Source organism: Bernardetia sp. MNP-M8 (assembly GCF_037126285.1).
GTDB lineage: Bacteria > Bacteroidota > Bacteroidia > Cytophagales > Bernardetiaceae > Bernardetia.
The window spans coordinates 367,079-388,026 of sequence record NZ_CP147012.1 but is presented as its reverse complement, the minus strand read 5'-3'; the positions used below and the strand labels follow the sequence as shown (position 1 = coordinate 388,026).

Here is a 20,948-nt window from a genome sequence, read left to right as displayed (position 1 = left end):
AAAAAAAGATATAAAGTACTAAAATAACTGTAGTGACTGAACTATGATTAATTTATTTTTCAAGTGATTTTTTATTAAAATAAATAGTCTTTTATTTGTGTTTTAAGAAAATGATTTTTACATTTGCCATATCAGAAATATAATTTATTTAATTTTGATGAATGGCGAAATCCGAAAAGCCTTTAAAAGAGTAGGAAAATTAACTAACCTTATTAATCTATTTAAAGATGAAGTTGAAATTAAAAAAAGAAAAAATTGTTGTTTTGACAGACGAGCAACAAGCATCTATCAACGGTGGACAAGCACCTGCAGAATTAGCTTTGACAGGAAGTCGTTTAATCCATTGTGGATCTAGAAAAGTTTGCTCTCATTCATGTAAAGCAATTGTTTGTATTCCTTTGTAATCTGATAGAAGCTGATTCTCATTTGGCTTCTCTAAATTTAAGACAACTGTACCAAAATTTTCTCCCCCTTGTTATTGAGCTTTAAATGAAGTTTTTAACTTTAAAAAATAATTTCTATTTTCATTAAAGAGCCTTTGTTAATTTTGGTGTGGTTGCCTTACTGTTTATTTTATTTTAAATAAAAAAAACTTGTTTTGACAGGCGAAAAATAAGTAAAGTATCTGTTAAATAGTGGAGAAGAATTAGCTTTAAGAAGAAGTTATTTAATTTAATTAGTTTGTGGTTCTATAAATGAGGGTGAGTGCTTTCTTTAAATTCATGTAAATTTGTTCTTTGCACTCCTGTTTAGTCGGAATAAAAAAAAGAAGCTAGACAAGAAATTTATCTTCTTTTTTGAATTAAATTTTTAGTATAGAATCAAAATAATTTTTATGTGGTATAAAATACTGGTATTGTTAGTATTGAATTTATTATTATATAACCAAATGAGCCAAGCTCAAATAAATGAAAAAATTGCAGATAATCTTAGTGAAGAAATTGAAATAGTAGCATTAGGTGATCCAAATCATTATGAGGGAACTATCAATACACATCGTATAGATTTGATAAAAGAATTAGTTAAGAAAAAAGACTTTAAAGTCATTGCCTTTGAATCCAATACATTTGAAATGTATCATTCTTATAAAAGATTTTTACAATCGAAAAAACCACAAGATTTATTTAATGGTATGTATGCGAATTTTGAATGTCAAGAATTAGTAGCATTATTTGATTTTGTAGAAGAGCAAAATGCAAAAGGAGATTCTATTATCATTACTGGTTTTGATAGTAATTACTCAGGCAAAACAACAATGGAATATCTTCTTCCAGCTTTAGATAACTATCTTGTTAATGAAGAGCTATTACCTAAAAAAGAAAAAGAAAAGTATTACACTAATTTAGAAAAGTCAAATATTGCTAATCTGAAAGTATTATTTATTAATGGAAATAAAGTTATTTCAGAACTTCTTCCTCCAACAAAAAAAATAGTAGCTTCTTTAGAAGCAAAAAATAATAAAACACAAGACGAACGTTTTTTACTGCAACAGTTATATAATATTATTCAACTACGTGATAATAGAGAAGATAAAAACAGTATGGGATTTTGGAATAGAAGAGATTATTATATGCTTAATAATATAGAATTTCTGAAAAAAGAATATCCAAACCAAAAAATGATTTTATGGGGAGCTTCTGGACACCTTTTGAAAGAACCAAAAAAAATATATTACTCATCTTATCAAGATAGTAGTTTCGTAAATATTGGTGTAAGACTTAAAGAAAAGTACCAAGAAAAATACTTTTTTGTAGCTTATTCTGCTTTTTCTGGAAAAAGATATGTAGGTATAGGAAATGCAAAGATTGATGCTCCCAAAGAAAATACATTAGAATATGTAGCATTACAAAAAAGCAAAGAAGAAAAAACAGAATCCTATTTAATGAATTTTTCTTCACAGCTTGATATTCCTCAAACAGAACAGAAAGATAAAATTAATTCAAGGATACTTGGACATCAAGATACAGAAATGGAGATACAAGAAGTATGTGATGCTGTTATTTTTCTCAATAATTGCCAACCTTATACAAAATATAAAGCAAAATAATATGAAACTAGGAATTCTTGATTTAGGACTCATTTCACTAGAAACAGAAAGTTCTGCTGATGTATTGAATAATACTTTTTCTGCTGTTCAACTTGCTGAAGAATTAGGTTTTGAGAGGTATTGGTTAGCTGAGCATCATGCGCCTGATACAGCTTGGAGAAATACAGATTTAATGGTCGCTATGGCTGCTGGCTTTACAGAAAAAATAAAAGTAGGTTCGGCAGGTGTTATTATATCTGTAAATAATTCGTATAGAGTCGCAAGTAATTTTCGTTTGGCTTCTGCTCTTTATAGTGATAGAATAGAATTAGGATTAGCAAGAGGTTCTGTTACAGAAACTTATGCCAAGCATTTATTAGATATAGATATTAAAGATGTTGATTTAGAAAAAAAATATGAAGATTTGATATTGTTTGCACGAAATCAGCATACTCAAATCCCAGTTCCTCCCTATGGAACTCAAAATCCAGTGCTTTGGACATTAAGTAGTGGCACTGGAGGAATGCAAAGTGCCATCAAACATAATCTTGATTATTGTATATCTTTATTTCATGGAAATGAGTGGAGTCAAGAATTAGCAGAGGCTATCAAAAAATTTAGAGATGTTTTTTATGAAAAAAATGAGCGTATTCCTAATGTAGTTATTGCATGTGCAGGAGTTTGTAGCGATACGAATGAAAATGCAGAATTGAAATTGAATAATTTTTTAGGGAATGGCTCAACTTGGAAACCAAATATTACAGGTTCTTACGAAAAGTGTCACGAAGAATTTGAAAAAATAACTAAAGATTCTGGAGTAGAAAATTTTGTGTTCTGTGATTTATCACATGCTTCTTTGAAAGAAGAAAATCTACATCATTTAAGCAAATTAATAGAAAATGAAGTATATGGATAATAATGATATTTTAAATTATTTTGATATTCAAAGTGATATTTTTTTTCAAAACACAAGCCTTATAGGAAATCTAGGAAGTTTATATCTCCTCTCAAATATAGATTCAACAAAAACAGAGGAGTTATTAGAAAAATTTTATGTAGAAGTACAAAACGCATCTTTTGTTCCTTCAAATATTTATGGACTCTCTGGAATTGGACTTTTACTCACTTATTTAGATAAAGTAAACCCATCTGTTTTCAATTCTCACAAGACAGAATTTGTAGCTGATTTTGCTGATGATATTTATGATAATGCACTTCAAATGAGTAAAGAGCTAAATTATGATACATTTGAAGGTCTTGTTTCAGTTCTCAATTTTTTTATTGCTTCTGAACAAAAACAAAAAACATATCAAACTTTATTTTTACTTCAAACTATTTCCTTACAACTTTATCAAAATGATAAATTAAATGATTTTGGTTTAGCACATGGAATTTGTGGAATTATTGCAGGACTTTGTAAGGGATTTCTTTATCTTAAAGATTCTCTAAAGATAAAAGAAAAAGAAGACATTGAAACTACTATTGCTTTATTGACTGAACATGTTTTAGCACATAAATTAGAAAATAATCATTACTGTTTTCCCATGAATACAGAACAAGAATATAGTAGATTAGCTTGGTGTTATGGCGATTTGTCTGTTTCTATTGCATTAACTTGGTCTTTATTAGTATTTCCTGAAAATGAAAAAATAAAATCAGTTCTTTCAGATACATTAGATAATGCTATATCTTTGAAAGATAACCAAAGAAATTATCTAGTCAATAATACTGATGTAGACAATATTACTTTTGATTTGGGTTTGTGTCATGGCTTGGCTGGAAATTGTCTAATTTTTAAGAGAATCAATGAAGTATTTCCTAAAAAAGAATTACAAACTGAAATAGAAAGACTTGAAAATGAAATTACCAAAGTTTTAGAAAAAGATAAATTTGATACAAAACTACCTATTCCTAATCAAGAAAATGAAATAGTTTGGCAAAGTGATTTTTCTCTTTTAGAAGGACTTTCTGGTGTTCTGTTAGTGCATCTTGACAATAAAATACAAAAAGGTTGGGATAGTCTTTTCTTAACTGATTTTCCAAATGTATAACACACTTCCTAGTCTGTTTCAAGAAATACTTATTTCTACAAAACACAATTCTTGATACTTAAATAAAATAACTTAGTTTTATAAAATAGTCAAAATGAATTATTATTTTTTACGTTCCCCTCTCAACCCTTTATTTAGCAAACAAGAAGCCGATGAGAATGCTATATTTTTGTCTTCTCCAGAATTTCATTCTACTATTCAAGAGTATAAAAAAGGGAATATAAAAAAAGATAAGTTAGAAAAGTATCAAATTTCTAAAACCAAATATGATTTGCGTTCTCGTTTTCGTTGTACGCCTTTTGGTGCTTTTTCAGGAATACATGCAGGAGAATTGAGTGACAAAACAGGAGATTTTGTTCATCAAGGAGTGAAGAAATATCATATTTCTTTGGATATGTCTGTGTTGTCAAATTGGGTGGAAAAACTACATCAAATTCCTGAATTAGTTGCACTATTAAAATTATATCCAAACACGACATTATACCGACAAGCCGAAGATTTTAGATTTATAGAGCATTATAAAACAAATTCAACTCATAGAAAATATGCCATTACAAAAGTAGAATGGGATGAGTTTTTAGATAAAATAATCAATTTCTGTGAAGAAGGAAAGCAAATACATCAAATTGCTGAAATGCTTTTGAAGTTTGATATTACTTTAGAAGAATCTACAGAGTTTATCCAAGAATTAGTAAGAGAACAAATCTTGATTACTGAGCTAGATTTGAAAGTTACAGGAGATTCTTTTGAAAAAATTATCAGAACTAGTCTTACACATCTTTTTTCTTTACATCCACACCTAAAAGAAATAGAGTTTTTGAGACAATCAGAAGCCTTATTGATAGATTTGAATAGGTATTATAAAGAAAACAAACTTGAACCTACAGATTTAGTAGCCTTTTCAAAAAGAGTAAAAGCATTAGAAATTCCATTTGAAATTAATACCTTATTTCAAGTAGATACTGTTTTGGCTATTCAAGAATCCAAATTAAATTATTCTATCAAAAGAGAGATTGCAAAAGCTACAAATCTTTTAAGTAAAGTAGAAATTTTTAAAGAACAACAACTTTTAGAAAGTTTTAAAGATGCTTTTTTACAAAGATATGAAGAAAGAGAAGTTCCTTTGATGCAGGTACTTGACCCAGAAAATGGCTTGGGTTATCCTGTCAGAACACAATCTCAAAATGATGCTGCACCTTTATTGGAAGGAATGCCTTTGCGTAGAATGACAATTGTAAATCAAGAAAATAAAAATAATAAATGGGCTGCTGTATTAAGGAAAAAATTTATTGAAGCTCTCAAGAACAAAAGTAATTTTATTCAGATACAAAATAGTGACTTAAAAATATTGGGAATTGATGCCAATGAAAAAGGAAATAATAGACCTCTGACTTATTCCTCATTAGTAAATATACTCGCTTCTTCTCAGAAGGAAATAGAAAATGGAGAGTACAAAATAAAACATGTAGCTACTTCAGGTTCTTCTGCCATAAATTTGTTAGGACGTTTTTGTTATGCTGATGAAAATACAGAGAAGCAAGTTTTAGAGATGGCAAAAAGAGAACAAGAATTAGTAAAAGATAAAATTCTTGCCGAGATAATTCATTTGCCAGAATCTCGTACAGGAAATATTATTGCTCGTCCTCAACTGCGAAACTATGAAATTCCGATTGGCGTTTTACCATCTGAAAAGGCAATTCCTATTTATTTAAATGATATTTTAGTTTCTATTTCAGAAGAGAAAATAAAACTTCGTTCGAAAAAATACAATAAAGAAATAGAGCCTAGAATGGCAAATGCTCATAATTATAGTTTTGGAGAAGTTCCTGTTTATCGTTTTTTGTGTGATTTGCAGGCGCAGGGAACAACCAATGATTTGACTTTTGATTGGGGAGAATTAGCCTCAGAATCCTATTTGCCTAGAGTAGAATTTGGAAAGGTCATACTTTGTTCTGCTCAATGGAAAATCAATTTGAAACACGTTGGTTTGAGCAAGAAAAGTTCTGTTGAAGAAGCTGTCTTAAAATTGCGAGATTATTTTAAAGATAAACAAATTCCTCAATACCTAACTTTTGGTGATGGAGATAATATTTTGCCACTCTTTACAGAAAACGATGAAAATATAGCTGTTTTTTGGCAAGAATTAAGAAAAAAAACAGAAGTCACGGTAGAGGAAATGCTCTATACTTCAGATAATTTGTTTATCAAAGACGAAAAAGGAAATGGTTATACTAATGAATTTATTATTCCATTTGAGAATGAAATTGAAAATAAAAAAGTAGCAGAAAGTACGAATCTAGTTATAAGTAAAACTAACGAAAGTTCTGATGTACAAAGAGATTTTTGTGTAGGTTCAGAATGGTTGTATTTCAAAATCTATACAGGAGTAAAAACAGCTGAGGAAATTCTGACAACTATTATTTATCCTCTATCAGAAAAACTAGTACAAGAAGGAAAAATAAAAGAATGGTTCTTTATCAGATATGCTGACCCTGAACATCATATACGAGTACGATTTAAAGGCACTGGCAATTTCTATGAAAGTTTGATAAGCACGATGTATCAAAATTTGGATGCTTACATCAAAAATGAATTGGTTTGGAAAGTTCAGATTGACACCTATCAACGTGAAATAGAAAGGTACGGAACTAAAAATATTATCAATAGTGAATATCTATTCTTTAGAGATAGTGTAGCTATTTCTGAGATTTTGAATACTATCAATGATGATAATTTGCGTTGGAAAGTAGGAATGCAAGGTGTTGATTTTCTGTTAAATGATTTTGGACTTACAGTTAGTCAGAAAAAATCAATTATGGAATTTTTATCTGTCGCATTTTTAAAAGAATTTGCTATCGAAGGTTCTTCAAAAATAAAACTACTTGCCAAAAAATATAGAGATAATAGAAAGTCAATTGAAAATATTTTAGATAAAAATACTTCTACTCTATATATTCAGATTTATGAGGAAAGGAGTGAAAGTATAAAAAATGTAATTTTGGCAATTAAAGAATTACGTAAAAATTCAGAACTAGAATTACCTTTAGAGGATTTGATAGCCAGTTATATCCACATGTTTTTGAATAGATTTTTTAGAGCAAGTCAGAGAAAACACGAGTGTATGATTTATTATATGCTTCATCAACATTACCGTTCTATTAAGGCTCGTGAAGCAAAAAAAGTGCTTAAAGAGGCTGTTTTGGAAGGTTAAGGGAAAATAAGAATTTTTATTAAACTATTGTCAGAGTTATTTTGAATTACCAAAAACTACTGATAAAATTTTTATGGTTCTCTGACAATTTTTGTACTATGTCGTTGATGGGACACCAACAACAGCAAGTTATAGCCGTTGTCGGTGTCCTCACAGACAACCATCAGATGTTAAACCTCTTTTCTAAGTCTAGCAACTGGAATATTAAGTTGTTCTCTGTATTTGGCAACTGTTCTTCTTGCAATTTGATACCCTCTAGCACGCAATAATTTTTCTAGCTTGTCATCTGAATAGGGTTTGCGTTTGCTCTCGTCTTCAATGAGTTCTTTCAAAATGGCTTTCACTTCTTTGCTACTTACATCTTCACCCGAATCGGTCTGAATACTTTCAGAAAAGAAATATTTTAATGGAAAAACTCCAAAGTCCGTCTGAACAGCTTTACTATTTGCAACCCTAGAAACTGTTGAAATATCCATCCCAATTTCATTTGCAATATCTTTCAAAATCATTGGACGGAGTTTTGAATCTTCTCCTTCCAAAAAGAATTCTCTTTGATATTCCATAATTGCACTCATTGTTTTTAATAATGTATGCTGACGTTGTTTGATAGCATCAATAAACCATTTTGCAGCATCCAATTTTTGCTTTACAAAAGAAACTTCTTGTTTTAGTTTTTTATCTTTCTTATCACTTTTATCATAACCTTCTAGCATATTAGTATAATTTCTACTAACATGAAGCTGTGGCGCATTTCTAGAGTTGAGTGAAAGTTCTAGGTCTCCATTATTATATTTTATCGTAAAATCTGGAATTACATATTGCACTTTTACCATTCCAGAACCTGAACCACCTGGTTTTGGGTTTAATTTTAATACAACATTCATTGCAGCTCTTAATTCATCTTCTGAAAGATTGAGTTTGCGCTGAATTTTCTTAAAATGTTTTTTCTTAAATTCTTCAAAACACATCGAAATAATATGAATAGCATCTTCTAAAACCTTAAACTCTCCTTTGTTTTCGTCTGTTAGTGGTTCGTCTTCTTTTTTTACTCTTTCTTGTCTTTTTAGCTGAATTAATAAACATTCTTGTAAATCTCTAGCTCCTATTCCTGCGGGGTCAAATTGCTGAATTCTACGTAATAGCTTTTCTACTTCTGGTCTGTCTGTTTGAATATTTTGTATAAAAGCAAGATCATTAACAATTGCATCTACATCTCTTCGAATATAGCCATCATCATCAATACTGCCAATGAGTTGCATTCCGATAGTGTGCATACGCTCATCTAGGCGCAAATATCCAAGTTGGCGAGTAAGTTCATCAATAAGCGAAGTCATAGAAGAAATAGGCATATCTCTATCTTCTTCTTGATAGTTTCCGTCACCTTGCATTTTGTAACCTGCTACATCATCCTGACTTAAATAATCATTGATATTTATATCTGTCGTCGAATCTTTAAGAGACTCCAAAGAAGTTTCTGAATAATCCATTTCATCATAATCATCACTATTATCGTCTTCTTTTTCTTTCTCTTTTTCTCTACCTTCTTCTAAAGCAGGATTGCTTTCTAGCTCCTCCTCCACTCTTGAGTCTAATTCTGCTGTCGGAATTTGTAATAATTTTATAAACTGTATCTGTTGAGGCGATAATTTCTGACTAAGTGATTGTTTTACTGTTAATTTTTGCATAGGGATAGAAAAGTTGAAAAAGTGAGTGTATTAAGTCATTATTTAAAGTGTATTCAAATAATTAAAAGTCTTTTTATGTAAAATTCTGAATTCAATTCTACTTTATATATTCTATAAACGAAAAAAAGACAAAGTCGTTTAGATAAATTTAAAAATTTTTCGCTTTTTTTCAAAATTGGAACGGATTTTATGGTGTTTTTTGATTTTTTAAAGTAAAAAATAGGTTATTTCATAATCACTTTCTCAAAAGCTAGATTACAATTTACTACTTTTGTCGTATGAAAATACAACTCCCCAAGATAGATAAAACTATCCTTGTTCATTTGGCTCTTTTTGGTGTTGCACTGATTTATGGTGCAAATTATACCATTGCAAAAGAAGTAATGCCTCTTTATATTTCTCCTTCGGCGACTATTTTAATGCGTGTTTTGGGAGCAGCTTTTTTATTTTGGATTTTGGTAGGAGGAAAAAAACTTATTCTATCTAATAGAAAGGAAAAAATCATTTTACTTTTGAGTGCTATTTTTGGAGTGGTCGTAAATCAACTTTTATTTTTTGAAGGATTAGCACGAACTACACCTATTAATGCAGCCTTAATTATGACCACTACACCTTTGCTGGTTTTGGTAGTCTCGGCAATAAGTGGAGGTGAAAAATTTACTTTTCTGAAAGGTTTGGGAGTTGCTTTGGGACTTTTAGGAGCTGCTATGCTGATTAGTAGTAAAACAGTTTCTGATTCTACACTTCCTTTTGCACTTGCTTTTGACTTTAATTTGGGTGATTTATTTATTCTTCTCAACGCCACTTCTTATGCCGTTTATTTAGTGATTGCAAAGCCACTTTTGAAGAAATATTCTGCACTCTCAATTAGTAAATGGATGTTTACACTTGCTTTGCCCTTTGTTTTGCCTTTTGGTTTTTCCGATTTGGGAACAACTAATTTTACAGAAATGCTACCAATGATTTATGTAGGTTTAGGCTATATTGTACTTTTTACTACTTTTTTGGCTTATCTATTAAATGCGTGGGCATTGCGAAGTGTTTCCTCTAGTGTAGTCGGAATTTATATTTACTTACAGCCTGTTTTGGCTACTTTTATAGCGATAGCTTTAGATAAAGATTCTCTTACCACTACAAAGCTCATTTGGGCAGCGTGTATATTTTTTGGGGTTTTTTTGGTAAGTAGAAAGTAAAACTGCAAACATATATTGCAACTTATAACACCTGCTCTATACAAGAATAGAGTAGGTTTTTTTATTTTTTCTACTTCAAGGAAACTATTTTCATTTTTTATGCGTAGTGTTTCTATAAATTAAAAAAGGGTCAGTAGCCAAGAGGATAGGCAATAGAAGTTTTATAATTATCGCTTTATCGGTCAAATAAAGTTTACTGCACTTATGTACACAGGTTCGATTCCTGTCTGACCCACTTTTTTGTAATTAAAAAGTTATTACAATCAAAAAAATACTAGGTCAATTCAGATATACTTCTATTGGTTGAGCTCTCCTATGGAGGGTTTAGGTTCGAGTCCTTACTGTCTGAAAATTATCTGTATTTTTTTATGATATATGAGAGCAGTAGCTCAGTTGGTAGAGCAACGTTAATTTTATAATTATCGTTTTTATTTGAAATCGGTCAAATAAAATTTACTTCTACGCTTTGGGTGCCGTGGGTCGTAGGTTCGAATCCTACCTGCTCTCCAAATTTTGTTTTTTGGATATATTTAAAATCTAAAGGTCAAATACGACTTACTTCTAAATTCTTTGGTTGAAATCAGTCGTATGATTACCTTTTTTTCTTTAATTGATTTTGTAAAGATGTTTTAAAATATTCAGGTCAATGATAACTTACTTCTTATTTTTTACGAAAAAAAAACAAGTTGTCAGATTACCTAATTTTTATATAGTTTTTTAGAAAAATATCCAAGTGGTAGCTCAGTGGTTAGAGCATCGGTCTTTTAGCTTAAAAATTATCTTGTAAAAGGTCAAATTAGGCTTACTTCTAAAATTCCAACCCGAAAGTCGTAGGTTCGAATCCTACCCACTTGGCAAGTAGTCAAAAAAAAAACAAATTAAGCATATTTTATAGTTTTGAAATGGAAAAATCAAACCCAAACAATGTATTTTGTTTGGGCTTTTATGTAAATAAGAGGTTTTTTAAAAGAATGGTTACGTACAAGTTTACGTTTTTTTTTAATGGTTACGTTTGTACTTTTACTCTCTCTTATTATTTAATTTTGAAAAAAATATGTTTAAAAAAAATGAAAATAAATATTCTGTTTTGGTTACGAGATGGAAAAAATATTAATTGTAGAGTTACAGTTAATGGAGTAAAAGCAAATCGTCCTTTAGGTATATCTTGTCCTCGTAAAGAGTGGAATATAATAACCAAAAGGACAAAAAACCCTATTTTTAATGCTCATTTGGCTGATTTAGAAGCCAAACTAACAGAAAGACATTATGAATTATTAATTTTAAATAAGAATAATCCTTTTGCTATTCCTCATAGTGCAGAACAGTTAGTTTCTGAAATTATAGATGAAGTAGAAAGTCCGATTGAATCTTTTGAAGTTTTAGCTAACGAATGGTTAGCCTTACGTAAATCAATGATAAGACTTTATAATAATGAAGATATAAATAAAAAAATAGGACGAATAGAAGAAGATACTTATAAAAATGATGTGTCAAGAATCCGACATGTAAATGATTTTGTTGCTTACGGAAAGAATAAGTATAAAAACCCTTCATTTTGGAATAATGGTGTAGCGCAGGAACTAGAAGCCTATATTTATGATTTTGTTGGTGGAACAAATCACGCTAGTAGAATTATCGCTGATGTATGTAGGGTTTTTAAATATGCAAAAGATAAAGGCTATTTTAAGTATCAATTAGTAGATTACTCTATTAAAAAACTGCCTTCTGAAAATGCTAACAAACCTACTCTAACATTAAAGGAAATAGAAATGATTGAAAATTTAGATTTAAGCAATGAATCTGAAATTTTGCAGAGGACAAAAGATGGAATACTTTTACAAGCCTATACTGGATTTGCACATGCCGAATTAACAAGAATGGAAAGAAAATATGTTTCAATAGACGATGACCCAAATTTGGACTGGAATGAGTGGATTATCATGCCACGAAAGAAGACCGAAAAACGACAGCCGAAACCTTGTGTAATTCCATTGAATCCAAAGGCAAAGGCAATTCTTGAAAAGCATGATTACAAAATTAAAAAATTCCATAATAACGATTATAATGCTAATATTCGTGCTATAATTTGTAGATTGGGAATAGAAAAAGACGTAACAAGTCATCTTTTTAGAAAATCCTACGGAGATATTTTATCAGAGCAAGGAGTTTCTAGTGAAACGATTAGCAATACCTATGGACACAAAACAACTAGAATAACAGAAACAGCTTACATTAAGATTAAAAAAAGCCGTGTAGCTCGTGAAATTGCGCCACTTTTTAAGAAAGGTAAAAGTTAAGCCATAAGTAAACTTATAGGACTTACTTATCCCCTTGTTATTATGTAAGTTCCATTCTCTAATAAAACAAAATAAAAATTTTATAAAACCCTTAATTTTCTAAAATCTTTGTTTTTGATACTTTAAAGATAGATTGTGTTTTCGCCTGTTGAGCTGCTCCAGCTCGCAGCTTCATTTTTTTAGCACGTAAGCAAACACAAAAAAAGCTACATTTTTTCAAACATAGCTTTTTGTATAATTACCTTTTTTTAGTTCTAACCTATATCACCAATAGGTTGCGCTCCTCCAAATCCAGCAGGAGGGTCATGAGGTACATATTTAGCTGAAGCAAATACGACTTGGTACTTTCCATCTTCTACATTTTCTAGCTCAATGCGATAACCAAGATTCAATCCAACACCACGCTCAATTGCACAGATTTTTTGCTCTGTCATGGAGACCATGGCGTTCGGACTTTGAGCTGTGTAGTTTTGTTTATACACAGAGATAATAGAAAGAGTATCACATACTCCATTTTCATCTGTGAAAGGGCATGGTAAGTAAATTACATTATTTACACATTCGCCTATTACTGTTTTGTTTTGCTCGTTGCAACACTCTTCTACTACAGTAGTAATAGTTGTGGTGGTTGTTGTTGTTGTTGTCATTTTTTTTGATTGAAATAAATAAGTGAATAAAATACTAAAGCACAAAGATTTGAATTTGAATTAAAATTAACCTGCTTCCTGTGGAGGTTGATTCCCTCCAGAATCATCTATGATTAGGAAAGGTGCTGCTGTAAATACAATTTGACATGTGCCAGTTTGAGGTTGGTCATTTTCTAGTGTAATAGTATAAATTGGATTAAGACCTACCGAACGAGTAAAAGAAGCAAACTTACTCAAATGTGAAAGTGAAAGAATTTGGTTTCCTGCTAAATTCATGAGATAAATATCAAGATGAGCAATGTTAGAAGAAATGCCTTGTGAATCAGCAAACGGACAATCTACTTCAATTACTCCAGCTACTATATCTGCAAATACTGTTTTAGTTTTTGAATCTACATAGGCTTTATCAACAATACTTCTTGCTGTATAATTTGCAGAGTAATCACTGTGATAACCAAAAGGAACGCCATTGGCACAATGAAAAAGACGTTGTTGTAAATTAATAGCTACGGCATCTAGTGTTTCATCATTCGTTGAGATTCCATTTACTCTTGAAATATAATTACCACTCATGTCAATATCTCCAGTCATTACTCCTCCAATTATGGGTAGAAAATCGCCACTAGCTCCACCACCAGTAGGGTCTATCCAAGTTGTATCTTTATCCGTATTTGATGCCTTTGCTAGTAACTGTCCTGTTGTTCCCCCATTCGGAATAACTCCACTATTTAAAGTATTAATACTTTCGTTGATTGTAGTGATAGAAGTATTTGCAGCTTCTACTTGTGCATCAATCACATCATTTACTTGTCTTACTACTGCTGGTGTGATAAGTTCTTTGTCATTATCAAGTATGACTTGGTCGGATATTACTTTTATTGCTCCCATTGTTTCGATTATTTTTAAGTAAGTATTTTTTTTAATTATTCTTTATTGGTTAATTAAACCGTATAAGGAATAAATGTAGCTGCTGGATTGAATACAACATGATATTTTCCATCATCAAGTCCTTCAATTTTGTAACTATCATTTTGAAGTGCTACATTTTTAGTGATTTTTGTAGGTATTTTTTCCTCATATCCTATTTCTGTGTCCACTCCATTGACATAGATTTGTTTGTAGATAGCTATTTTTGAAAGCGTATTTGAAGGATAAGGATTAGCAACATTCAAAATAGAACTTGTAGAAGTTCCAACAACTGAAACAGGTCGTAAAATTTCAGTTGTTTTATTTGTAATTTCAGTATCAATAAGCGTATGAATAGCTTTTAATTTAGCTGCTGTAACGCCTTTTTTGACATTATCTAGTAAAGAATCGTTTGATAGGGTTGTGATTTGTCCCATAATATTTTTTAAGTAAGTGGTTTTTAATAGTTGTTTTTTTAAGCGAATTCATCAGAGAATTCGTCTGAAAATTCTCTTGATTCTTCTGTTTTAGAAAGTCCTAAATTTTCAGTTAGATATTGGATAGCTAATTCAACAGTAGGATATTCGTTGCCCTCTTCATCGCTTACTTTTTCTACATTTCTGTAAAAATTATGTTGTACGGAAGTAATTAAAATACCTGTTGTAGCTGGTGTCATTCTTATATCGGCTGCTGGTAGAACATCTACAATTCTTCCTTTATCTTCTACGATGACTAAGCCGTTTTTTTGATAGATTTTCATAATACTAAGTAGTTTTCATTTCTCTCAAATTCATATTCATTTTCTTCATTTTTTCCCTCTCTCTCTTCAAAAATTTGGAACTCACCTGTTCCATATCTTCCTTGGGTAACATAAGCTCTACCGTTCTTCACTTCCACTAAAACATCTACATCATGTGCCATTTGTTCTGTTCCTCTAAACCTACCAGAAGCAGAAACATGAGAAACTAAAACAAAGAAAGTGTCTGGATTCTCTTTTCTTAATTGTAACCATTCTTCATAGCTAATATCCAATGTATTGACTGAATCTAAAATCACAAAAGGAAAACCTTTAAGATTTGAAGGTATGTGTTGAGAATAGGTTATGTTAGGATTAGTACCAACAATTTGTACCAAATCTTTAAACGATTTTACAGCTTTTCCTTTTCGTATTTGTTCGTTTCCAACATATAAAACTTTACCATTCATAGAAAGAGCCTTTGCCAATATCATGCAGTAGGTAGATTTGCCATTTTTAGGCTTTCCATATACAAATATTGTTGCATCGGTTGGTATTCCATCATACCCTGATTTTACAAACTCTTTCGACATCGGAACAATCGTATATTTGCTTGCTAAAATTTCTTCTCCAGATAGAAACTTATCTTGATATTCATCAACACCTGCTAAACTTTGTTGCAAAACTGTTCCTATCATTCCACCAATTGCTCCAGAAGCTGCTCCTGCTATGACAGCTTTTCTACTTACTTTTTCAAAACCGTTTAGACTAGCTTTTTTTTTACAAATGCCTTCTAAACCTCGTAATGTAGTTTTTGTAGCTTGGATAGTAGAATTGTTTTGTTCTGCTTTTTTGAGAACTTTTATAGCTTCAGTAATTTCTTTCGAAAACGGATTATCTGTGTCCTCAATTTTCTCTAATCGTTTTAGAAGATTAGCCTGTGTTTTACTAAATTTTTTGTTTTGAGAGTTGTAGAAAGAACGAAGTAGAACATTTGGTAATGCTTCTTTTGCATTCATATACGGCTCTAAAACTTCACTTCCTACTTTATCTAAAGAAAATCTAAACCTGTTGTAATCAGAATTTAAGGCATCAACTAAACTTTTAGCTATATAATTGATAGGTTCGGAATGCACACTTTTTGCTCGTATTTGTTGTGAACTTGCAGCTTTATTAATACGATTAAGTAAATTTTGTACATTTTTACGTTCTTTTTCTTTTCCTAACATCAACAAAAACGATTTTACAAATGTAATTGCGAGCTGACTTTCAGATTCATTTTTTGGAGAAGGAAACTGTTTTTTTGGTGTAGCTTCTTGTTTTGGTTTACGAGTAGTTGCTTTTTTTTCTTTTTTTTCCTTCTGAACAGGTGTTTTTTTTACTGGAGTCTTTTTTGGTGCAGCTCCCTTTTTTACTGAAGATTTTTTTGGTGGATTCTCTTTTTTCGTTTTTGTAGAAGAACCTAGTTTTTTAAGCATTTCATTAAAAAAATCATAATGCTCATTGATGTCCTGTTGAAGTTCCTCATCTTCTAACAATCCATTTTCTGCTAATTCGGTAATCATAGCATGTCCATCATTGAACACCTCTATAATTTCTTTATCAAAATTAGCTGTACTAAAATTGACACTTTTATATTTGTCTAAGTAGTTTTGATAAGTCATTAGGCTGCAAATTTGAGTAAGGCTAAGGCACGTTTACGACGTAATTGAAGTGCTTTTGCTTTCAGTTTTAGTTTAATTTTTAGTTTGTCTTTGCTACCATCGTGTAGCAATTTTACAGGAGTAGATTTTGGTTTGTCAGTAGGAAGTGGGTTTCCATTTATATCATTTACATCAGCCATTTTGTAGTCTAGTAGATAATTTAGACTAACAAAGTATTTCGCTGCATCTTGTGGGGAACGTCCCTCAATATTGAGTTTCTTTTTCTCTTCTACTATTTCATTCAAAATTTCATTTTTAAATTCAGCCGTATTGAGTTTTTTAAGTTCCTCATTTTGATTATCTAAAGACTTTTGGATAGTTTCAATGGCTTTTTCTAAGCTCTCATATCTCAAAATTATATCCTTAGATTGTGAGATAATCGTCAAAGCTGCCCTAAACAAGCCTAATTGGTCATTACCGTCCTCTCTAAAATAATTGTATGACCTATAATCGTCTATTTGTTGAATTTTGACACCCAACTTGACAAGAGCTTTATCGTCTTCTTTATCAAAAACATTAATTAAATCTAAAATAGATTTATATTTTGTTATCGTTTTATTGAGTTCGTTTTCCTCTTTTTTGGTGTCTTTATGAAGTTCAAGAAAATTTACTACTTTTGTTTTGAAAGAATCAACCTTATCAATAACTCTACTTTTAGAAGAATTAGCTACTTTTTGTGCTGCTTCAATTTTAGAAAGGGTACTTAGTTCATTTTCTATTTTTATCTTAGATTTTGATATATCCTTTTGTATTTCCTCTAATCGCAATACAGTCAATTTTTTTAAGTCTGTGAATAATGCGTATTTGATTGCACTTGGGTTTAGGCTCTCTTGGTCAAGAACATTGCTATCGTCATCAGCTTTAGACCAAATATCATTTATACGTGCTGACTTTTCCTCTAGCTTTTGGAAAATAAACACGTCCATAGAGTTTTGAACAAGTGGCATAACAACACGAACATAGCCAAATTCATTGCCTTGTCGCCATATACGACCTTCTAATTGACGTAAATCAGTAGGATTAAAATCTGGGTAAAGATTAAATATAGTTGTTCCTTTTCTTTGCAAATCTATCCCTTCTCTAATCGTAGCAGAACCGATGATCACTTTTACAGTACCATTTAGAAACGCTTCTTTTATAGCTTCCTTTCTATCTGCTGTTCCGTCTGAAGTAATTATTTCTACTTCATCAAATTTTCGGTTATTTAAGGTAACACCAGTTTTGAATCCTAATTTTTTCTCTAAATATTCTTTGATAAAAGGGAAAAAATCTTTGCCTATGTTGGAATAAATAATTTGACCAGACATAGGCGTATTGGTCTTTTTATGATGTTCTTGGATTGATTTAATACACTCCATGGTGTATTTTATCTTTGGACTATTATCAACAAAGTCTTGATAATCTTCTGGCTTGTCTTTACTTATCATAAACGGACTGAAAGCGTTTTTACGGCTCAAACTCATTCCGATTAGCGTATTTGCACCACGTTCTTTCAGTCCACTTCCACTCTCTGCAATTCTTATGGCTTGCTCTTGATAAATCTTTTGAAGTTCAGTCATTTCCAAATAGGTTGTTATTTGGTCTTTTGGTGCTAACTGAACTACATTTCCATTTGTATCTTTGTAGGAAAGTCTAGGTAAATTTATCTTAACAGGACGACGAACACCTGCATCTTCTCCAGTCTTAAAGTTGATATAATTGAAAACTAAAGACTGTAATGAACGCTTATTTTGAAATGATTTTACAACAGGTCGTTGCTTCAAACTATTTGTAGAAGAAACTACATATTCGCTAGTTTCTTGAATAAATGTTTCCATAAACTCCGTTATAGAACCTATCCCTGCCTTTTGCATTTTATTGAGTGCAATTAAAGAAAGCATACTATACACTTCTAAAGGACTGTTATTAAATGGTGTAGCAGTAAGTAAAATTATATTTCCACCAAATTTATTCTGTATGTAATTACATATCATGAATAATGATTGCGCTCTACCAGATACTTGTCCACTTACACTATATCGTTTTGTACCTTCCTGTGCTGGAACATAAGCAAAAACATTTCTGAAATTGTGTGCTTCATCTACAAAAATAGAATCAAAACCCATCACATCTATATCAGCAATAGTACCTTTTGCACTACGTCCAATTAGATAACGCAACCTTTCGAATTGTTTTTCTTTTTCTCGTTCGGTTTCAGTATCGTTATCATCAACATGAAGTAGAATTTTAGCGAGTGAGCTAAATAATTCTTCTTCTAAACTTTCAGAAAAACCAATTTTTGCTAGTCCTTCATACGTAACGATTGATACACTACCTTCTTCTACTTGTTTGTTTATGGTTTTTGGATTGATATATCCTTTTCCCATGTTTCCAAGTGAATTGATTTTTATGTCTAAATGAGAAAGAATGCCCTCAATGAAGTTTCCTTTTTTGTCAGTATATCCAACAATTTCATTTATCCATTTTTGATACGTAGGCTTAGGAACTACGATTAAAGGGCGTAAATACGTTCCATTCTGAATATTTTGTGCTGCAATAAGAATCGCAGCCATTGTTTTACCAACACCTACATCATACCCTAAACACCCAGAACCTGTTGCATCAATAAATGCAATCGCTTCTCGTTGAGCGTCCATGAAAGTTAAAGGCATTCCTTTAAATAATGCACAGGTAGCTAATCCAATAGGAACTCTTTTATAATTGAGTTTTGCAAAACCGTTGTATTGTCTGTTCCAAGACATATCTAAACGTTTTTGGTCATTGATAGATATTCCTTTGTTTAGGAAAATATCAAATAACCTATCCCCTTCTTCTCGTGTGTATTTTTCTAAAAACTCTTTTTCTTCTTTTGGCTTTCTTCCTCCATCTAAATAAATATCTATAATATTTCTTACTGAAATACCATCAACTTCTATCAGATTAGCATTTCTGTTTAACCACGTTTTAAAAAACTCATTTAGGTTTTTTTCTACTGGATTTCCGTCTTTATCTTCTTCTACGGTGTATTTGAGTGCAAACTCTGAAAAAGGTAGAATTTTTAAACGTTTGGTTGAATCTGGGTTGAGTACAGATAAAGAGCGAGGTTTTGCTTCTTCTAAAACACGAACATGGTTATCATATATAGCTTGTCCATATTCAGATACAATCTTTTCTTTATGCGTTTCAAGTGCGAGTATTTTATCATAGATATTGCCAAAGGTGTAAAGTGGCAAAGGCAAAAGGTCAGCTTCTCCAAAAAACAGGACACCTTCTTTAATTAATTTATCTATTTCTTTTGGGTCTGCCGTAGCTTGTGTACGCTCTACTTTAACATGCGATTTGTTTACCCATTTTAAACTACCTTCTTTATCCGTGAAAATTACATAATTATCTTTACCGTATTGATTTTTGAAACGAGTAGGTTTCCCTAAAATTGACCCAGATGGAACAGTTGTTTCATCAACAAAACGGTTGTCTTTGATACGTGTAGGTTGAGTAGTTACGAGTACCTCTTCTACTTTTCCAGTTGTTTTGATAAAGTATTTTTCCCAACCACGCATCGGACTGCCTTGACTTTGTTTGTACCAAACCCATGCTTTGATTTCTGATAAGGTAATTCCTTGATTATACCTTTTAAAATTATCCTCAAAGGTATTTATCAGTTTTTTACTATCCGTTTCTTTTGCTATAAGTTGAGCCAATTTGCTCCTATTACTTTCAATACCTTTTTTATCTACTTCTCCTAAACAACCTAAAATACCGTCCAAACCACTCAATCCTTTTGATTCCATTTTGAGTAATGCTAAGGCACGTTTACGACGTAACTGTAAGGCTTTTGCTTTCATTTTGAGTTTTATTTTTTGCTGATTATCGTCTTCTGGCTTTTTATTCATAAAAAGGTCTATGTTTCGTTGCGAAACTGTACCTTTTTTGCCTTGTATGAGTTTTAATTTTTCAATCGCTATATTTCTCTTTAGCATTTCTACACTTTCCTGTAAAGTAGCCTTTGACTGAACAGAGAAGTAAAATGAAGTAGAAAGGAATTTTTTGCCTACTGTTTTATTGGGATTTTTTATAAAGAAGTTTCCATAACTGCACAACTCTTCTGGTGTAGGCTCTACCGATTTATCATATTTTGATTCTAGTTCTTCTAACTCTTTTTTGTACTGTGAACGAACAAAATCAGATATAAAACCGTACTGCAATGCTTTATAGTCCTGTGCTGTTTCTTTATCCTTATGTTGTCCATATCGTTGCATTTTTGCAGAAATATGATTGATAAGACCAATACGTTCACTATAATAATTAGACGACATCATTTAAGTAGTTTTCAACATGAGCAATAGCTTCGGAAGGACTAAGATTATTTTTGAGCATGATGCCCAAAATGTCAGATTCTACTTTTAGATAGCCTTTTTGGGTGCTTTTTAACTCACAGATTTTAGGTGTTTTTGTTTCATTGCATTTGTCTAATGCGTTTTTTATTGCTATTCGGACTTCACGTTCCATAAAAT

15 protein-coding genes and 3 tRNA genes are annotated in these 20,948 nt (G+C 31.2%); 10 read left to right on the top strand and 8 right to left on the bottom strand.

Annotation, left to right across the window (positions count from 1 at the left end):
- The first annotated feature begins 227 nt into the window (after positions 1-227).
- The 5 genes from V9L04_RS01710 to V9L04_RS01690 all read left to right on the top strand — a co-directional run bounded on the left by V9L04_RS01710 (position 228) and on the right by V9L04_RS01690 (position 7,288).
- On the top strand, positions 228-404 hold the full coding sequence (locus V9L04_RS01710) for a class I lanthipeptide (protein ID WP_338792333.1): 177 nt from the start codon (positions 228-230) through the stop codon (positions 402-404).
- A 485-nt stretch (positions 405-889) separates the two neighbouring features.
- Positions 890-2,047 (top strand): erythromycin esterase family protein, encoded by a 1,158-nt coding sequence (locus tag V9L04_RS01705; protein WP_338792332.1) that lies wholly within the window; start codon positions 890-892, stop codon positions 2,045-2,047.
- Between the two features lies 1 nt (position 2,048).
- Positions 2,049-2,942 (top strand): LLM class flavin-dependent oxidoreductase, encoded by an 894-nt coding sequence (locus tag V9L04_RS01700; RefSeq protein ID WP_338792331.1) that lies wholly within the window; start codon positions 2,049-2,051, stop codon positions 2,940-2,942.
- Positions 2,926-4,077, top strand: a complete 1,152-nt coding sequence (locus tag V9L04_RS01695; protein WP_338792330.1) for a lanthionine synthetase LanC family protein — start codon at positions 2,926-2,928, stop codon at positions 4,075-4,077. Before V9L04_RS01700 ends, V9L04_RS01695 begins: the two co-directional genes overlap by 17 nt.
- Positions 4,078-4,171: 94 nt before the next feature.
- Positions 4,172-7,288 carry a lantibiotic dehydratase gene (locus V9L04_RS01690; RefSeq protein ID WP_338792329.1) on the top strand — a complete coding sequence of 1,039 codons (3,117 nt, stop codon included), beginning with the start codon at positions 4,172-4,174 and terminating at the stop codon, positions 7,286-7,288.
- A gap of 170 nt (positions 7,289-7,458) precedes the next feature.
- Here the strand turns inward: V9L04_RS01690 and rpoN are convergent, their stop codons facing one another.
- Positions 7,459-8,973, bottom strand: coding sequence for an RNA polymerase factor sigma-54 (gene rpoN / locus V9L04_RS01685; protein ID WP_338792328.1), 1,515 nt, complete (start codon positions 8,971-8,973; stop codon positions 7,459-7,461).
- A 278-nt stretch (positions 8,974-9,251) separates the two neighbouring features.
- Here rpoN and V9L04_RS01680 point away from each other — a divergent pair, with 278 nt between their 5' ends.
- The 5 genes from V9L04_RS01680 to V9L04_RS01660 all read left to right on the top strand — a co-directional run bounded on the left by V9L04_RS01680 (position 9,252) and on the right by V9L04_RS01660 (position 12,463).
- Positions 9,252-10,166, top strand: coding sequence for a DMT family transporter (locus tag V9L04_RS01680; RefSeq protein WP_338792327.1), 915 nt, complete (start codon positions 9,252-9,254; stop codon positions 10,164-10,166).
- Positions 10,167-10,293: 127 nt separating this feature from the next.
- A tRNA-OTHER gene (locus V9L04_RS01675) sits at positions 10,294-10,401 on the top strand.
- A 143-nt stretch (positions 10,402-10,544) separates the two neighbouring features.
- Positions 10,545-10,673, top strand: a tRNA-OTHER gene (locus V9L04_RS01670).
- Positions 10,674-10,896: 223 nt separating this feature from the next.
- Positions 10,897-11,021: transfer RNA gene (locus V9L04_RS01665), tRNA-OTHER, on the top strand.
- A gap of 212 nt (positions 11,022-11,233) precedes the next feature.
- Positions 11,234-12,463, top strand: a complete 1,230-nt coding sequence (locus tag V9L04_RS01660; RefSeq protein ID WP_338792326.1) for a tyrosine-type recombinase/integrase — start codon at positions 11,234-11,236, stop codon at positions 12,461-12,463.
- Positions 12,464-12,717: 254 nt separating this feature from the next.
- Here the strand turns inward: V9L04_RS01660 and V9L04_RS01655 are convergent, their stop codons facing one another.
- The 7 genes from V9L04_RS01655 to V9L04_RS01625 all read right to left on the bottom strand — a co-directional run bounded on the left by V9L04_RS01655 (position 12,718) and on the right by V9L04_RS01625 (position 20,943).
- Complete coding sequence (locus V9L04_RS01655; RefSeq protein WP_338792325.1) at positions 12,718-13,110, bottom strand: hypothetical protein; 393 nt, start codon at positions 13,108-13,110, stop codon at positions 12,718-12,720.
- A 66-nt stretch (positions 13,111-13,176) separates the two neighbouring features.
- Complete coding sequence (locus V9L04_RS01650) at positions 13,177-13,998, bottom strand: hypothetical protein (protein WP_338792324.1); 822 nt, start codon at positions 13,996-13,998, stop codon at positions 13,177-13,179.
- 53 nt (positions 13,999-14,051) lie between these two features.
- Positions 14,052-14,453, bottom strand: coding sequence for a hypothetical protein (locus V9L04_RS01645; protein WP_338792323.1), 402 nt, complete (start codon positions 14,451-14,453; stop codon positions 14,052-14,054).
- Positions 14,454-14,491: 38 nt separating this feature from the next.
- Positions 14,492-14,776: a hypothetical protein gene (locus tag V9L04_RS01640; protein WP_338792322.1), complete on the bottom strand. Its 285-nt coding sequence runs from the start codon at positions 14,774-14,776 to the stop codon at positions 14,492-14,494.
- On the bottom strand, positions 14,773-16,416 hold the full coding sequence (locus V9L04_RS01635; RefSeq protein ID WP_338792321.1) for a hypothetical protein: 1,644 nt from the start codon (positions 16,414-16,416) through the stop codon (positions 14,773-14,775). Before V9L04_RS01635 ends, V9L04_RS01640 begins: the two co-directional genes overlap by 4 nt.
- Complete coding sequence (locus tag V9L04_RS01630) at positions 16,416-20,753, bottom strand: SNF2-related protein (RefSeq protein WP_338792320.1); 4,338 nt, start codon at positions 20,751-20,753, stop codon at positions 16,416-16,418. Before V9L04_RS01630 ends, V9L04_RS01635 begins: the two co-directional genes overlap by 1 nt.
- A complete protein-coding gene (locus V9L04_RS01625; RefSeq protein ID WP_338792319.1) occupies positions 20,740-20,943 on the bottom strand; it encodes a hypothetical protein in 204 nt (67 codons plus the stop codon). The genes V9L04_RS01630 and V9L04_RS01625 overlap by 14 nt, the downstream gene beginning before the upstream one ends.
- Positions 20,944-20,948 lie beyond the last annotated feature (5 nt).

What these genes read in the sequence shown, in the direction of transcription:
- V9L04_RS01710 (WP_338792333.1), top strand. Translation starts at nt 228, where the DNA reads ATGAAGTTGAAATTAAAAAAAGAAAAAATTGTTGTTTTGACAGACGAG.
- V9L04_RS01705 (WP_338792332.1), top strand. Translation starts at nt 890, where the DNA reads ATGAGCCAAGCTCAAATAAATGAAAAAATTGCAGATAATCTTAGTGAA.
- V9L04_RS01700 (WP_338792331.1), top strand. Translation starts at nt 2,049, where the DNA reads ATGAAACTAGGAATTCTTGATTTAGGACTCATTTCACTAGAAACAGAA.
- V9L04_RS01695 (WP_338792330.1), top strand. Translation starts at nt 2,926, where the DNA reads ATGAAGTATATGGATAATAATGATATTTTAAATTATTTTGATATTCAA.
- V9L04_RS01690 (WP_338792329.1), top strand. Translation starts at nt 4,172, where the DNA reads ATGAATTATTATTTTTTACGTTCCCCTCTCAACCCTTTATTTAGCAAA.
- rpoN (WP_338792328.1), bottom strand. Translation starts at nt 8,973, where the DNA reads ATGCAAAAATTAACAGTAAAACAATCACTTAGTCAGAAATTATCGCCT.
- V9L04_RS01680 (WP_338792327.1), top strand. Translation starts at nt 9,252, where the DNA reads ATGAAAATACAACTCCCCAAGATAGATAAAACTATCCTTGTTCATTTG.
- V9L04_RS01660 (WP_338792326.1), top strand. Translation starts at nt 11,234, where the DNA reads ATGAAAATAAATATTCTGTTTTGGTTACGAGATGGAAAAAATATTAAT.
- V9L04_RS01655 (WP_338792325.1), bottom strand. Translation starts at nt 13,110, where the DNA reads ATGACAACAACAACAACAACCACCACAACTATTACTACTGTAGTAGAA.
- V9L04_RS01650 (WP_338792324.1), bottom strand. Translation starts at nt 13,998, where the DNA reads ATGGGAGCAATAAAAGTAATATCCGACCAAGTCATACTTGATAATGAC.
- V9L04_RS01645 (WP_338792323.1), bottom strand. Translation starts at nt 14,453, where the DNA reads ATGGGACAAATCACAACCCTATCAAACGATTCTTTACTAGATAATGTC.
- V9L04_RS01640 (WP_338792322.1), bottom strand. Translation starts at nt 14,776, where the DNA reads ATGAAAATCTATCAAAAAAACGGCTTAGTCATCGTAGAAGATAAAGGA.
- V9L04_RS01635 (WP_338792321.1), bottom strand. Translation starts at nt 16,416, where the DNA reads ATGACTTATCAAAACTACTTAGACAAATATAAAAGTGTCAATTTTAGT.
- V9L04_RS01630 (WP_338792320.1), bottom strand. Translation starts at nt 20,753, where the DNA reads ATGATGTCGTCTAATTATTATAGTGAACGTATTGGTCTTATCAATCAT.
- V9L04_RS01625 (WP_338792319.1), bottom strand. Translation starts at nt 20,943, where the DNA reads ATGGAACGTGAAGTCCGAATAGCAATAAAAAACGCATTAGACAAATGC.